This window comes from Streptomyces sp. NBC_00414, assembly GCF_036038375.1.
In the GTDB taxonomy this organism is placed as follows: Bacteria; Actinomycetota; Actinomycetes; order Streptomycetales; family Streptomycetaceae; genus Streptomyces.
This window is the reverse complement of sequence record NZ_CP107935.1, coordinates 9550030-9564314: the sequence shown is the minus strand read 5'-3', so window position 1 is coordinate 9564314 and position 14285 is coordinate 9550030. Positions and strand designations below refer to the sequence as shown.

Below are 14285 nucleotides of genomic sequence, written 5' to 3'. Positions count from 1 at the left end.
CGGCCGGCCGAGTCGTGTACAGCGTTCGGCCGGCCCGCGATCGCCTTCGCGTCCGCGGGCCGGCCGGTCGTCGCTAGTCGGCCGCCGCACCCACAAGGGGCTCCTCGGCTGCCGTATCCGCGGCGGGCTCCCCGGGGGCCGGTCCCGCCATCGCCGGTACGGGCAACTCGCGGGGCGTGCGCCGGGATTCCCGCAGGCTGGGCGCGGGCGCGGACGGAACCAGCGGGGCCCGCTCCATGGCACGGACCCGGCGGGAGAACCAGACGATCCGTCCGCCACCGCCCGTGGCACAGCACCCCCAGCCGTCGCTCAGCGCGGCGACGTGCGCCAGCCAGCCCCGCGTCGCGGATTCCGGGTGGGACTTCCCGTCGATGTCCGCGATCGCGGTGATGAGGTGCTGGCCGTTCCACCACATCTCAAGGGTGGTGTTCTTGTCCGTCGCGTGCGCGTCGATCGTCCGCAGCAGCATCTCCGCGCAGTGGCAGACGGGCTCGACGAGGTTCTCCAGATTCCAGTACCGGAGATGGGCGGCCAGAATGCGCCTGACCTGATCGACCCGCTCCGGACTGACTTCCACGTCGAGGTGGTAGTAGCAGGGCACTACGGTCTTCATCGTCGTTGGCTCCTCACCGGCAACCGGCGAAGCTCTCGCTCCTCCGCGCCCCGGGGGGCCGAGCTCTGAGTACAGAGCGTGAGCAGTGATTGCTTCTGAGTCATTACCAGAGTGCGAGCGGTACTCCATTCGTGCAACCCGGGGGACGACCCAATGTCGTTGAAGCGACAACAGGACGTTGGGTGTCCGCGCGTGCACCATGAGTGAAGGTGTCGGCCGTCGTAGTCGGTCGATATCTCTGCGTGCACGGTCATCACGCACATCCGGGCGAGCCGTGCGCATCCGAGGGAGTGGAAGGTGACCAGTGAGATGCTGCTGCCTGCCAAAGACGAGGTCGCCAGGCTTCTGGAGCTCTACCGGGCCTGGGAACGCATGATGCTCGCGGCCCCCGCCGACCATGGCGCGCGAGGCAACTTCGAGGACACGGGCTACACGCTCTGCGTCCTCATGGGCAAGCGCTGCGCACGCGAGGCCGTGCACGCCGCCGAGCGCTATCTGGCGGCGGGTTCGGCCCGGCGCCGCGTACGAGCCAACGGCGGTACACCGATGGGTGCCCTTCCGGGGCATCCCGAGAAACTCGCGGCGAGCCCCGCGACCTAGGAAAGAAACCTCCTGACCCCCTGGGCGACCACGGGGTCAGGCCCAGCACGACTACATCGACGACGGAGATGAATTGCATGATCGAGAACACGGCAGGCGACCGCGTCCCCCCTGTCGGCCGCATGTCCGTCGTTCCGATCGGCCGAGTCCCCGTCGTCGATGTCCGGCCGGCCGTCGACCGCGGCAACCGCCCGGCGAAGGCGGTGGTGGGTGAGACCTTCCAGGTCACCGCCACACTGTTCGGCGAGGGCCATGACGTGGTCGCCGCGAACGTCGTGCTGAGCGACCCCGGCGGGCGCACCGGCCCGTGGACTCCCATGCGGGAACTGGCCCCCGGCACGGACCGCTGGGGCGCCGAGGTCACGCCCACGGCGGTGGGCGAGTGGACCTACCGGGTGGAGGCGTGGTCGGACCCCGTGTCCGCCTGGCGCCGGTCGGCCCGCATAAAGATCCCGGCCGGCATCGACGTGGGGCTGGTCCTGGAGGAGGGCGCCGAACTGTACGAGCGGGCCGCCTCCGCAGTACCGGCCGACGCGGGGCGAGCCGCGGTGCTGACCGCCGCGGACGCCCTGCGCGACGATTCCCGGCCGCCGGCCGCCCGTCTCGCCGCCGCCCTCACCCCCGACGTGGACACGGCGTTCGCCGGGCATCCCCTGCGCGAACGGATCTCCCGGTCGGCCGCCCTCCCCCTGTTGGTGGAACGGGAGCGGGCGTTGTTCGGCTCCTGGTACGAGTTCTTCCCGCGCTCGGAGGGCGCGGTGGTCGAGCCCGGCAAACCACCGGTCAGCGGCACCTTCCGGACCGCGGCCCGGCGGCTGCCCGCCATCGCCGACATGGGCTTCGACGTGGTGTACCTGCCACCGGTCCACCCCATCGGCACGACCTTCCGCAAGGGCCCCAACAACAACCTCTCGGCGAATCGCGAGGATGTAGGGGTGCCGTGGGCGATCGGCTCACCCGAGGGCGGGCACGACGCCGTCCATCCCGACCTCGGAACGATCGACGACTTCGACGAATTCGTCCGCCGGGCCACGGAACTGGACCTGGAGATCGCGCTCGACTTCGCCCTCCAGTGCTCACCCGACCACCCCTGGGTGGAGAAACACCCGGAATGGTTCCAGCACAGGGCGGACGGCACGATCGCGTACGCGGAGAACCCGCCGAAGAAGTACCAGGACATCTATCCGATCGCCTTCGACGAGGACATGCCGGGCCTGGTCGAGGAAACCCTCGGCATTCTGCGGTTCTGGATGAGCCATGGCGTACGGATCTTCCGCGTCGACAATCCCCACACGAAACCGGTCGTCTTCTGGGAGCGGGTGATCGCGGACATCAACCGCACCGACCCGGACGTGATCTTCCTGGCCGAGGCGTTCACCCGCCCGGCGATGATGCACACGCTCGGCGCGATCGGTTTCCAGCAGTCGTACACGTACTTCACCTGGCGCAACACCAAGCAGGAACTGACCGAATACCTCACCGAACTCTCCGGCGAAACGGCCGCCCACATGCGGCCGAACTTCTTCGTCAACACCCCCGACATCCTTTCCGAGTTCCTTCAGCACGGCGGCCGGCCCGCTTTCGAGATCCGGGCCGTACTGGCGGCGACGCTCTCCCCGAGCTGGGGAATGTACGCGGGTTACGAACTGTGCGAGAACACCGTGGCGAGAGCCGGTACCGAGGACTATCTCGACTCGGAGAAATACCAGCTGCGGCCACGGGACTGGGAATCGGCCGAGCGCGCGGGAACGTCCATCGCGCCGCTCATCGGTTCGCTGAACAGAATCCGGCGGGAGCACCCCGCACTGCGCCGGCTCAGGAACATCCACTTCCACCAAGCCGACAACGACGCCGTGATCGCGTACAGCAAGCGCGACGGCACGGACACGGTTCTGGTGGTCGTGAACCTCGACCCCCACCACACCCAGGAAGCCACGGTCTCGTTGGACATGCCACGACTCGGCCTCGACGAGCACGCGTCGGTGCCGGTCCGCGACGAGCTGACCGGCGAGACCTACCACTGGGGCAGGGCCAACTACGTACGCCTGACGCCGGGACACCGGCCCGCGCACGTCCTGACCGTCCTGCGACCGTCCTCACCGCCCACCGGAGGGTCACCCACATGATCGTCAACGAACCCGTCCCGGACACCTTCGAGGACACCCCCGCCAAGGACCGGGACCCCGAATGGTTCAAACGCGCCGTCTTCTACGAAGTCCTCGTCCGCTCCTTCCAGGACAGCAACGGCGACGGCATCGGCGACCTCAAAGGCCTCACCGCCAAACTCGACTACCTCCAATGGCTCGGCGTCGACTGCCTGTGGCTGCCCCCTTCTTCCAGTCCCCCCTGCGCGACGGCGGCTACGACGTCTCCGACTACACCGCCGTCCTGCCCGAATTCGGCGACCTCGCCGACTTCGTCGAATTCGTCGACGCCGCCCACCACCGCGGCATGCGCGTCATCATCGACTTCGTCATGAACCACACCAGCGACCAGCACCCCTGGTTCCAGGCCTCCCGCAACGACCCCACCGGCCCCTACGGCGACTACTACATGTGGGCCGACGACGACCGCCAGTACCCCGACGCCCGCATCATCTTCGTCGACACCGAAGCCTCCAACTGGACCTTCGACCCCGTCCGCAAGCAGTACTACTTCCACCGCTTCTTCTCCCACCAGCCCGACCTCAACTTCGAAAACCCCGCCGTCGTCGAAGAAATCATCTCCGCCCTGCGCTTCTGGCTCGACCTGGGCATCGACGGCTTCCGCCTCGACGCCGTCCCCTACCTCTTCGCCGAAGAGGGCACCGACTGCGAAAACCTCCCCGCCACCCACCAGGTCCTCAAACAGGTCCGCGCCGAGATCGACGCCCACTACCCCGACACCGTCCTGCTCGCCGAAGCCAACCAATGGCCCGAAGACGTCGTCGACTACTTCGGCGACTACACCGCCGGCGGCGACGAATGCCACATGGCCTTCCACTTCCCCGTCATGCCCCGCATCTTCATGGCCGTCCGCCGCGAATCCCGCTACCCCGTCTCCGAAATCCTCGCGAAAACCCCCGCCATCCCCTCCGGCTGCCAATGGGGCATCTTCCTGCGCAACCACGACGAGCTCACCCTCGAAATGGTCACCGACGAAGAACGCGACTACATGTACGCGGAATACGCCAAAGACCCCCGCATGCGCGCCAACATCGGCATCCGCCGCCGCCTCGCCACCCTCCTCGACAACGACCGCAACCAGATCGAACTCTTCACCGCCCTCCTCCTGTCCCTCCCCGGCAGCCCGATCCTCTACTACGGCGACGAGATCGGCATGGGCGACAACATCTGGCTCGGCGACCGCGACGCGGTCCGCACCCCCATGCAATGGACCCCCGACCGCAACGCCGGCTTCTCCTCCTGCGACCCCGGCCGCCTCTACCTCCCCACCATCATGGACCCCGTCCACGGCTACCAGGTCACCAACGTCGAAGCCTCCATGAGCAGCCCCTCATCGCTGCTGCACTGGACCCGCCGCATGATCGAGATCCGCAAACAGAACCCCGCCTTCGGCCTCGGCACCTACACCGAACTCCCCTCCTCCAACCCCGCCGTCATCGCCTTCCTCCGCGAATACAAAGACGACCTCGTCCTGTGCGTCCACAACTTCTCCCGCTTCGCCCAGCCCACCGAACTCGACCTCCAGACCTTCAACGGACGCCACCCCGTCGAACTCATCGGCGGCGTCCGCTTCCCCGCCATCGGCGAACTCCCCTACCTCCTCACCCTCGCCGGCCACGGCTTCTACTGGTTCCGCCTCCGCAAGGACACCGCACCGCCCACCACCAAACGCCGATTGACGGTGTGCTCCTGAAAGGACGGGTCGACATGCGCAAGGTCATCTCACCCCGCCCCAGCAGCCACACTCCGGCTCATCTGCTGACGTCGCTCGCCGAGATGCTTCAGGCGTGGCTGCCCGAACAGCGCTGGTTCGCGGGCAAGGGCCGACGGGTCACGGAGCTGTCCCTGCTCTCGGTGACCGAGCTGCACCCGGCATGCCTGCACCTGCTGGTCAGCACCGGGGACGGCGCCACCCCGTCCCGGCCCGGTGACTGCTACCAGCTCCTCCTCGGTGTCGGCGAGGTCCTGCCGCCACGGCTGGCGCACGCCCGCATCGGGCGGGCGAGCGAAGGGCCGCTGGCCGGCCTGACCGTGTACGACGCACTGCAGGAACCGCGGTCGGCGGACCTGCTCCTGGAGCGGCTGCGCACTCCGGGGACGGCGGGCCCCCTGCGGTTCGAGCGGGACGTGAAGGTGACCGTCCCGGCCGGTCTGACACCGCGTCTTCTCGATGCCGAGCAGTCCAACACGAGCCTGGTGTACGGCGATTCGTACATTCTCAAGATCTTCCGGCGTGTCATGCCCGGCATCAATCCGGACCTGGAGGTGCCCTGGGCCCTGGCCCGCCAGGGGTGCACCCGAGTACCGGCTCCCGTGGCATGGTTCCGGACCTCGGATCCGCAGCCGGCGACGCTCGGGGTGCTTCAGCCGTTCCTGCCGGACGCCGTCGACGGGTGGACCCTGGCACTCGAATCGCTCACCGCGGGGCGGGACTTCCGCGACGAGGCGTACGAACTGGGGCGTGCGACCGCCGAGGTGCATCTCGCGCTCGCCGCCGCCTTCGCCCTCGGCTCGCCGACCGGGCAGGGGAGCAGGCGACTCGCGGCCGCGATGATCGAACGCCTCGACACCACGAGCCGCTCGGTACCTGAACTGCTGCCGTACGTGGACGGGTTGCGGGACGCCTTCGACGCGCTCGCCGTCCTCGACACGGGCCGTCCGGTGCAGCGGATCCACGGCGACCTGCACCTCGGTCAGGTGCTGCGCGCCGGGGAGCGGTGGTTCGTCATCGACTTCGAGGGCGAACCGGCCCGCCCCATCGACGAACGGCGCCGGCCGCAGTCTCCCGTACGCGATGTCGCGGGCATGCTGCGCTCCTTCGACTACGCCGCCCGCAGCCGTCACCCGTGGCGTCCGGAGTGGGCGCGGCACTGCCGGGACGCCTACTGCGCGGGTTACGCCGCGCAGGCGAGGTGGGATCCGCGCGGAGAACCCGAGTTGCTGCGGGCCCACGAGACGGACCGGGCCGTGTACGAGGCCCTGTACGAGGCACGGCACAGGCCCGACTGGCTGCCCGTACCGATGGCGGCGATCGCCCGTCTGGCCGAGCACAGCCCCGCACCGTCCGGCGGTCCGCACACGCCGGTCCCGTCCTTCCACTCTTTCCACAACGCTCAAGGAGGCTGAAAACCGTGGCAGCCCGCGATATCTCCGTACCCCCCACCCCGCCGCCGTCCGAGGACGCCCGACCCGTCGAGGCCGGTCCGTCCGAGCCGGGGCCGGGGAGACCTGGCGGTCGACCGCCGGTGTCCTCCATGGAGGTGACGGAGCGGGAGCGGCTGCTGGCGGGAGCCCATCACGATCCGCACGCGCTGCTCGGGGCGCACCCGGTGCCGGACGGTGTCATCGTCCGTGCGCTGCGGCCCTTCGCCGAGTCCGTGGCGGTGTCGCTGCCGGACGGGCTGCGGATGCTGCTGGACAGCGAGGGCGACGGTCTCTTCTCGGGGGTGCTGCCGCTCGACGCGGTTCCCGAGTACACGTTGCTGGTCAGGTACGCGGGCGGTGTCGAGCTGGAGGTGGATGATCCGTACCGCTTCCTGCCCGCGCTCGGCGAGCTGGATCTGCACCTCGTCCGCGAGGGCCGCCACGAGCAGCTGTGGCGGGCGCTGGGGGCCGAGCCGATGGAGCACCAGGGCGTGGCCGGCACCCGCTTCACGGTGTGGGCGCCGAATGCCCAAGGGGTGCGGGTCGCCGGGGACTTCACGTTCTGGGACGGCACACAGTTCCCGATGCGGTCGCTGGGCGCGGCCGGGGTGTGGGAGCTGTTCCTGCCCGGTGTCGGCGAGGGCGCGCGGTACAAGTTCGAGATCACGTCCCGGCACGGCGGCCGGTTCCTCAAGGCGGACCCGATGGCCCGCCGCGCCGAGGTGCCGCCCGACACGGCGTCCGTCGTCACGGCCTCGCACTACGAGTGGGGCGACGCGCAGTGGCTGGCCCACCGGGGTGACACGCCGGTGCACGAGGCGCCGTTCTCCGTGTACGAGGTTCATCTGGCTTCCTGGCGACCGGGGTTGACGTACCGTCAGCTGGCGGCTGAACTCCCCGCGTACGTCAACGACCTCGGCTTCACGCACGTCGAGCTGATGCCGGTCGCCGAGCATCCCTTCGGCGGCTCCTGGGGCTACCAGGTCACCGGCTTCTACGCGCCCACCTCCCGCCTCGGCACCCCCGACGACTTCAAGTACCTCGTCGACGCGCTGCACCGGGCCGGCATCGGCGTGATCATGGACTGGGTGCCCGCACACTTCCCGAAGGACGACTGGGCGCTGGGCCGCTTCGACGGGGAGCCGCTCTACGAACCCGGGGACGACCGGCGGGCCGAGCATCCGGACTGGGGCACCTACGAGTTCGACTACGGGCGGGTGGAGGTGCGCAACTTCCTCGTCGCCAACGCCGTGTACTGGTGCGAGGAGTTCCACATCGACGGGCTGCGGGTCGACGCCGTCGCCTCCATGCTCTACCTCGACTACTCCCGGGACTCCGGCCAGTGGACGCCGAACGTCTTCGGCGGCCGGGAGGACCTGGACGCGATGGCGTTCCTCCAGGAGATGAACGCGACGCTGTACCGGCGGGTACCGGGGATCGTGACCATCGCGGAGGAGTCGACCGCTTGGGACGGGGTGACCCGGCCCACCACCGACGGAGGCCTCGGCTTCGGGCTCAAGTGGAACATGGGGTGGATGCACGACTCGCTGGAGTACATCAAGCACGAGCCCGTGCACCGCAAGTACCACCACGACGAGATGACGTTCTCGATGGTGTACGCGTACAGCGAGAACTACGTCCTGCCGATCTCCCACGACGAGGTCGTCCACGGCAAGCAGGCGCTGGTGTCGAAGATGCCGGGTGACTGGTGGCAGCGGCGCGCCAACCACCGCGCCTACCTGGGCTTCATGTGGGCCCATCCCGGCAAGCAACTCCTCTTCATGGGGCAGGAGTTCGCCCAGGGCGCCGAGTGGTCCGAGGCGCACGGGCCCGACTGGTGGCTCCTCGACCCGACGTACGGCGCGGAGGCCGACCACCGGGGTGTGCGTGACCTCGTCCGGGACCTCAACACGGTGTACCGGCAGGTGCCGGCGCTCTGGGAGCTCGACACCGACCCCGACGGGTTCGGGTGGGTCGCCGGGGGCGCTGCCGAGGACAACGTCTTCGCCTTCCTGCGGCATGCCGCCGACGGCTCACCGCTGCTCGCCGTGTCCAACTTCTCGCCCGTCGTGCGGCACGAGTACCGGCTCGGGGTGCCCGATGACGTCACCGCCTGGCACGAGGTGCTCAACACCGACGCGGGGCGGTACGGCGGGGGTGACGTGGGGAACGCCGGGGCCGTCAAGCCGGACGACCTGGCCTGGCACGGCCGCCCGGCCAGCATCCAGCTGACCCTGCCACCCCTCTCCACGATGTGGCTCCGCCCGGCATAAGCCCTTTTCCCTCGCCCCCGCCGCCCCTACCCTCCCCGTCACTGCATGGGGGCTGCGCCCCCTCGCCCCCGTTGTCCTCAAACGCCGGACGGGCTGAAACGTATTCAGCCCGTCCGGCGTTTGAGGACCGGGGGTTCGGGGGCAGCGCCCCCGAGGGGCACGTACCGTCCGGGCTGTTCGTTGCACGGTCGCCGCTCCCGGCACTGATCCCGTAGCGCAGATTGGACTTCCGTGGCCGACATCGTCTCCCCTTGGCCCCACGCCCCCGTCAAGGTCGGCCTCGTCGGCGCCGGCCCCTGGGCGCGCGGCGTGCACGCGCCCGTGCTCGCCGCCGGACCCGAGACGGAGCTGGCGGCGGTGTGGGCGCGGCGCCCCGAGGCCGCGCAGGAGACCGCCGAGCCGTACGGGGCCGTCGCGGTGGCGCGTTTCGAGGAGCTGCTCGACCGGTGCGAGGCGGTGGCCTTCGCGGTGCCCCCGGACATTCAGGCGGACCTCGCCGGGCGTGCGGCCGAGGCGGGCAAGGCAGTGCTGCTGGAGAAACCGATCGGACTGGACGTGCCGTCCGCGCGGGGCCTCGTCGACGCGATCGACGAGGCCGGGGTCGTCTCCCAGGTCGTCCTCACCAACCGCTACCACCCCGTCGCCCAGCAGTTCCTGCGCGAGGCGCGGGAGATCGAGGTGTGGGGCGCCCGGTCAGCCGGTCTGAGCGGGGCGTTCCTCGGCGGCGACTTCGCGACTCCCTGGCGTCTTGAGCACGGCGCGCTGCTGGACCTCGGACCCCACATCCTGGACCTGCTGGACGCCTCCATGGGCCCCATCGTGCGGGTCCGCGGCACAGGGGATCCCCGCAAGTGGGTCGAGTTGACCTGCGAGCACGAGAGCGGGGCGGTCAGTCAGGCCTCGCTGTCCGGGTCGGTCGAGGTGGAGCCCGGAGTCATGCGGGTCGAGCTCTTCGGCCCGCGGCCCCCGCTCGTGTACGACAGCGCGGACCTCGACCACGACGAGTGCTGGCCGGTGCTGCGCCGGACCTTCGCCACGGCGGTACGCACGGGGGTGTCCGGCGACCTGGACGCCCGACGCGGCCTCCACCTCCAGGAACTGATCGCGCAGGCCGCGACGAGCGTACAGGCCTGAGGGCCAACACCTTGAGGGCCAGGGACCTCGGGGAGGCGGGCCGAGAGGCTGCCGAGCCGAGGGCTCGCGCCGTCAGCCCCGCCTCCGCGCCGTCAGCCCCGCATCCGCTCCTCCAGCTCCTCGGCATCCGCGAGGAACCAGGTCTGCCGCCCGCGGTTGCACTCACGGACGAAGTCGCGCAGCGCGGAACTGTCGGCCGTGTGGCGGGAGATGTCCCCGAGGACGACGAGCCCGAGCCGGTAGTTCGCGAACTTCTGCACGATGTCCCCGGCGACCCGCGTGGACAGCTTGAAGAACGTCTCGTCCAGCCGCTCGGCGGGGACGACGGCCCACCGCGCGCCCTGGTAGGAGGCCTCGCCGATGACGTCCAGTGCGTCACGCTCGCTGCCGATGGGCTCGCCCTCGGCGGCGCACAGGAAGACGGGCACGTCATGGATCGTCCGCAGGCTGTTCATGAACGGCGAGGCTAGTTCCGTACGTGGACGGAGGGGAAATCGATTACGGGAGCCGCCGTTCGGCGGGCGCTCCCGACGGCTCAGGTGCTCGCGCTGTAGCGGCGCAGCGCCGGCATCGTCGCCGCCAGCACCAGCATGGACAGGACGACGAGGAGACCGCCGCCCGCGACCGCCGTACGGGCTCCCAGCGCCGACCCCGCCGTGCCGTGCAGCACGTCGGCCAGACGTGGCCCGCCCGCGACGACGACGGTGAAGACGCCCTGCATGCGGCCCCGGAGTTCGTCGGTGACGGCGGAGAGCAGGATGGCTCCGCGGAAGACCATGGAGACCATGTCGGCGACTCCGGCGGCGGCGAGGAACGCGACGGCCACCCACAGGTTGGCACTCAGCCCGAACCCGGTGATGGCCACTCCCCAGGCGATCACCGCGACGATGACCATCAGGCCGTGCCGGCGTGCCCGCGAGAAGGTGCCCGACATGAGTCCGCCGAGGACCGCGCCGATGGGAACCGCCGCGAACAGCAGCCCGAGCGCCAGGCCTTCGCCGTACGGCGCGTACGTCTGCGAGGCGAGCTGGGGGAAGAGCGCGCGGGGCATGCCGAAGACCATCGCGATGATGTCGGCGAGGAAGGACAGCAGCAGCACCTGGTTGAGCGAGATGTAGCGGAAGCCCTCCGCGATCCCTCTCAGCCCTGCCCGGCCGGCCGCCTTGGCGGTGGCGGTCAGGGGCGGCAGCGCGGGCAGCCGGTAGACGGCCCACACCGTGGCGCACAGGGCCACGGCGTCGATCAGGTAGAGCTCGGCCAGTCCCACGACGGGTATGAGCGCTCCGGCGAGCAGCGGTCCTGCGACCAGGCCGGTCTGCATGACGGTGGAGCCGAGCGCGTTCGCCGCGGCCAGTTCCTCCTTGGGGACCAGCCGGGCGATGGAGGCCTGGCGGGCCGGGGAGTTGAGGCCGAAGAACGCCTGCTGGAGCGCGAGCAGCACCATCAGGACGGCGACCGAGCCGAGTCCGGTGACCGCCTGGATCCAGAAGAGCAGGGAGGTGACGGCGATGCCGGTGTTGGTGACGAGCAGGAGCTTGCGCCGGTCCACGCTGTCCGCGATGGCGCCGCCCCAGAGGGCGAAGACGACGAGAGGCAGCAGTCCCGCGAAGCTCGCGTAGCCGACCCAGGCCGAGGATCCGGTGATGTCGTAGATCTGCTTGGGCACGGCGACGGCGGTGAGCTGGCTGCCCACGGCGGTGACGATGGTCGAGGACCAGAGACGGCGGTACGCGGGACGGCGCAGCGGCCGGGTGTCCATGGCGAAGCGCCGCCACCCGCTCCGCGGCCCGTTGGCCGCGTCGGCCGTGGGTAGTTGCTCCACCGCCCCGGCGTCCTCGATCTGCCGCTCCACGCCGTTGTCCGCACTGCCCTTGCTGGTGTCCACACCCGTCCTGCTCGCTCTGATTGTTAGATACATCTTTCGATCAGAGGTTCACTATCGCCGATGCGGAGCGATGTCCGCGAGGAGGGGTCGGTCCGTGGACGGGCCGACCGGTCAGCGGGTCAGCAGGGCCTCCGCCTGCTCGCGGGCGTGCTCCAGCGCCCCGGGGAAGATGCGCAGGCCGAAGGCGACGAGCGCGCCCTCGTGGAGCAGCATCAGGCTGCGGCCCAGCGAGTCGGCCGAGTCGGGCGCCAGCGGGCGTACGAGGTCGGTGAACAGGGTGAGCATCCACTGCTTCTGGCCGGTGATGATCCCGTAGGCCGGGTGGGACGGGTCGTCGATCTCCGCATGGGCGATGACCATGCTGCAGCCCCTGGGGCTGTTCGCGTCCATCCACTCGCGCGACACGTCGAACACGGTCAGGACACTGTCCAGCGGCGACTCGCAGACGTCGAGGCGGGCGGCGAGGCAGGCGCGCCAGCGCTCGTCACGGTCGGCGAGGTACTCGACGACGATCTGCTCCTTGGAGCCGAACCGGTCGTAGAGCGTCTTCTTCGTGACGCCGGCCTCGGCGGCGATGAGGTCGACGCCGACGGCGTGGATCCCCCGCTCGTAGAACAGGCGCCCGGCCGCGGTCAGGGCGCGGCGGGCGGCGGGGGTCAGCGGTACTCGACGAGGCGCGTCCGTGGTGCTCATCCACCCATTGTAGACCGATCTGTATACTCGACCCCGACGAGTATACAGATCGGTATACCCGTCGGTCGTTCCGGAGCGAGAGCGGCCAACCACCTCTGGAGGTGAGCGGCGCCGTGAACATCCTTCTGTCGATCGCGTTCGTGGGGGCCTGGAGCTCCGGCTTCATCGGGGCCAAGCTCGGGTCGGGCAGCGCCTCGACGGTCACCCTCCTCATGTGGCGCTTCCTGCCACTGGCCCTCGTCCTCGGCGTCGTCGCCCTGACCGCCGCCCGGTCCTCCTGGCGCGGCCTGGGAGCCCGTGACCTGCTCCGGCAGGCCGGCGTCGGAGTGCTGTCGCAGAGCGGCTACCTGCTGACCGTGTACTACGCGATCGAACTGGGCGTCTCCAGCGGGACGACGGCCCTCATCGACGGTACGCAGCCACTGGTGGCCGGAGCGCTGGCCGGGCCGCTGCTGGGCCTGGCGGTGTCGCGCACGCAGTGGCTCGGGCTGGGGCTGGGCGTGGCCGGTGTCGCCGTCGTCACCACGGCCGACGCGGGCGCCGCGACGGGCGTCGCGTGGTGGGCGTACCTCGTGCCGTTCCTCGGCATGCTCAGCATGGTCGCGGCGACGTTCCTGGACCGCAGGTCGCGCACGGACATCCGCCCGATGGTGTCGATGACCGTGCACGCCCTCACCAGTGCCGTCGTGTTCACGGCGCTCGCCGCCGCCACCGGAGGTCTGACGCCTCCGGCGGACGGCTCCTTCTGGACCGCGGTGGTGTGGCTCGTGACGCTCTCCACGTTCGGCGGGTACGGGCTGTACTGGCTGATCCTCAGGCGCTCCGGGGTGACCAAGGTCAACACCCTCATGTTCCTGATGGCTCCCGTCACGGCCGTGTGGGGCGCGCTGATGTTCGGCGAGCCGTTCGGCACGCAGACGGTGGCGGGCCTCGCGCTCGGGCTGCTGGCCGTCGCCGTCGTGCACCGGGGCGATCGTGGCGCCCGAGGTGACCGGAGCGGCCGCCGGTGTACCGCGGCGGTCGGCCCGCTCACACCCCGGCGATCAGCGTGGCACCGAGCACGATCATCGTCACGGCGATCAGAGCGTCCAGTACCCGCCACGCCGACGGCCGGGCCAGGAGAGGGCTGAGCAGCCGGGCGCCGAAGCCGAGCGCGGCGAACCAGACCAGGCTGGCGAGCACCGCGCCGAGGCCGAAGGTCCAGCGCCAGGGCCCGCGGTCGGCCGCGATGGAACCGAGCAGGAACACGGTGTCCAGATAGACGTGCGGGTTCAGCCAGGTCATCGCCAGGCAGGTGAGCACGGCCCGCCGTCGCGAGCCCGGCGTCCCGACCACAACCGCCGTTCCCACGGCACCCGCCACCTTCACGCCTGCCGATCCGGCGGCACCCGCCGCCACCTTCACGCCTGCCGATCCGGCGGCATCCGCCGTCCCCGCCTCCACGGTCAGCGCCGAGGGCCGCAGGACCCGGCGCGCGGCCAGACAGCCGTATCCGATCAGGAAGAGTCCGCCGATCAGTCCGACCGCGGTGAGTACCGAGGGCCAGGCCACCACGGCCGCGCCGACACCGCCGACGCCCAGCGTGATGAGCGCCGCGTCCGACAGGGCGCAGATGGCCACCACGGCGAGCACCGCGTCCCGGCGGACGCCCTGGCGCAGGACGAAGGCGTTCTGTGCGCCGATGGCGACGATCAAGGAGAGGCCGGTGCCGAACCCGGCGGCCGTGGCGGTCAGAGCACTGTTCACGGCGTCCACGCTAGGAAGCCACCTTTGGAAAA

At 70.3% G+C, this 14285-nt stretch carries 11 protein-coding genes and 1 pseudogene; 7 read left to right on the top strand and 5 right to left on the bottom strand.

Annotation, left to right across the window (positions count from 1 at the left end):
- Positions 1 to 73 precede the first annotated feature (73 nt).
- Positions 74 to 613: a pep a2 gene (locus OHS59_RS41075; RefSeq protein ID WP_328498419.1), complete on the bottom strand. Its 540-nt coding sequence runs from the start codon at positions 611 to 613 to the stop codon at positions 74 to 76.
- 309 nt (positions 614 to 922) lie between these two features.
- Here OHS59_RS41075 and OHS59_RS41070 point away from each other — a divergent pair, with 309 nt between their 5' ends.
- The 6 genes and pseudogenes from OHS59_RS41070 to OHS59_RS41045 all read left to right on the top strand — a co-directional run bounded on the left by OHS59_RS41070 (position 923) and on the right by OHS59_RS41045 (position 9929).
- Positions 923 to 1213 carry a DUF5133 domain-containing protein gene (locus OHS59_RS41070; protein WP_328499556.1) on the top strand — a complete coding sequence of 97 codons (291 nt, stop codon included), beginning with the start codon at positions 923 to 925 and terminating at the stop codon, positions 1211 to 1213.
- A 77-nt stretch (positions 1214 to 1290) separates the two neighbouring features.
- Positions 1291 to 3339, top strand: coding sequence for an alpha-1,4-glucan--maltose-1-phosphate maltosyltransferase (locus tag OHS59_RS41065; RefSeq protein WP_443061584.1), 2049 nt, complete (start codon positions 1291 to 1293; stop codon positions 3337 to 3339).
- Positions 3336 to 5071, top strand: a pseudogene (gene treS / locus OHS59_RS41060) (maltose alpha-D-glucosyltransferase). Before OHS59_RS41065 ends, treS begins: the two are co-directional and overlap by 4 nt.
- Before the next feature lie 14 nt (positions 5072 to 5085).
- A complete protein-coding gene (locus tag OHS59_RS41055) occupies positions 5086 to 6504 on the top strand; it encodes a maltokinase N-terminal cap-like domain-containing protein (RefSeq protein WP_328498418.1) in 1419 nt (472 codons plus the stop codon).
- A 128-nt stretch (positions 6505 to 6632) separates the two neighbouring features.
- On the top strand, positions 6633 to 8795 hold the full coding sequence (gene glgB, locus OHS59_RS41050) for a 1,4-alpha-glucan branching enzyme (RefSeq protein ID WP_328499554.1): 2163 nt from the start codon (positions 6633 to 6635) through the stop codon (positions 8793 to 8795).
- Positions 8796 to 9026: 231 nt separating this feature from the next.
- Complete coding sequence (locus tag OHS59_RS41045; RefSeq protein WP_328498417.1) at positions 9027 to 9929, top strand: Gfo/Idh/MocA family protein; 903 nt, start codon at positions 9027 to 9029, stop codon at positions 9927 to 9929.
- Between the two features lie 92 nt (positions 9930 to 10021).
- On the opposite strand, the gene OHS59_RS41040 is transcribed toward OHS59_RS41045, so the two are convergent.
- The 3 genes from OHS59_RS41040 to OHS59_RS41030 all read right to left on the bottom strand — a co-directional run bounded on the left by OHS59_RS41040 (position 10022) and on the right by OHS59_RS41030 (position 12507).
- Positions 10022 to 10384, bottom strand: coding sequence for a DUF4180 domain-containing protein (locus OHS59_RS41040; protein WP_328498416.1), 363 nt, complete (start codon positions 10382 to 10384; stop codon positions 10022 to 10024).
- 80 nt (positions 10385 to 10464) lie between these two features.
- Positions 10465 to 11814: an MFS transporter gene (locus tag OHS59_RS41035; RefSeq protein ID WP_443061583.1), complete on the bottom strand. Its 1350-nt coding sequence runs from the start codon at positions 11812 to 11814 to the stop codon at positions 10465 to 10467.
- A 111-nt stretch (positions 11815 to 11925) separates the two neighbouring features.
- Positions 11926 to 12507, bottom strand: coding sequence for a TetR/AcrR family transcriptional regulator (locus OHS59_RS41030; protein ID WP_328498414.1), 582 nt, complete (start codon positions 12505 to 12507; stop codon positions 11926 to 11928).
- Positions 12508 to 12620: 113 nt separating this feature from the next.
- Here OHS59_RS41030 and OHS59_RS41025 point away from each other — a divergent pair, with 113 nt between their 5' ends.
- On the top strand, positions 12621 to 13637 hold the full coding sequence (locus tag OHS59_RS41025) for a DMT family transporter (RefSeq protein ID WP_328498413.1): 1017 nt from the start codon (positions 12621 to 12623) through the stop codon (positions 13635 to 13637).
- On the opposite strand, the gene OHS59_RS41020 is transcribed toward OHS59_RS41025, so the two are convergent.
- Positions 13537 to 14253 (bottom strand): LysE/ArgO family amino acid transporter, encoded by a 717-nt coding sequence (locus OHS59_RS41020; RefSeq protein ID WP_328498412.1) that lies wholly within the window; start codon positions 14251 to 14253, stop codon positions 13537 to 13539. The two genes, OHS59_RS41025 and OHS59_RS41020, sit on opposite strands and share 101 nt — an antisense overlap.
- Positions 14254 to 14285 lie beyond the last annotated feature (32 nt).

What these genes read in the sequence shown, in the direction of transcription:
- OHS59_RS41075 (WP_328498419.1), bottom strand. Translation starts at nt 613, where the DNA reads ATGAAGACCGTAGTGCCCTGCTACTACCACCTCGACGTGGAAGTCAGT.
- OHS59_RS41070 (WP_328499556.1), top strand. Translation starts at nt 923, where the DNA reads ATGCTGCTGCCTGCCAAAGACGAGGTCGCCAGGCTTCTGGAGCTCTAC.
- OHS59_RS41065 (WP_443061584.1), top strand. Translation starts at nt 1,291, where the DNA reads ATGATCGAGAACACGGCAGGCGACCGCGTCCCCCCTGTCGGCCGCATG.
- OHS59_RS41055 (WP_328498418.1), top strand. Translation starts at nt 5,086, where the DNA reads ATGCGCAAGGTCATCTCACCCCGCCCCAGCAGCCACACTCCGGCTCAT.
- glgB (WP_328499554.1), top strand. Translation starts at nt 6,633, where the DNA reads ATGGAGGTGACGGAGCGGGAGCGGCTGCTGGCGGGAGCCCATCACGAT.
- OHS59_RS41040 (WP_328498416.1), bottom strand. Translation starts at nt 10,384, where the DNA reads ATGAACAGCCTGCGGACGATCCATGACGTGCCCGTCTTCCTGTGCGCC.
- OHS59_RS41030 (WP_328498414.1), bottom strand. Translation starts at nt 12,507, where the DNA reads ATGAGCACCACGGACGCGCCTCGTCGAGTACCGCTGACCCCCGCCGCC.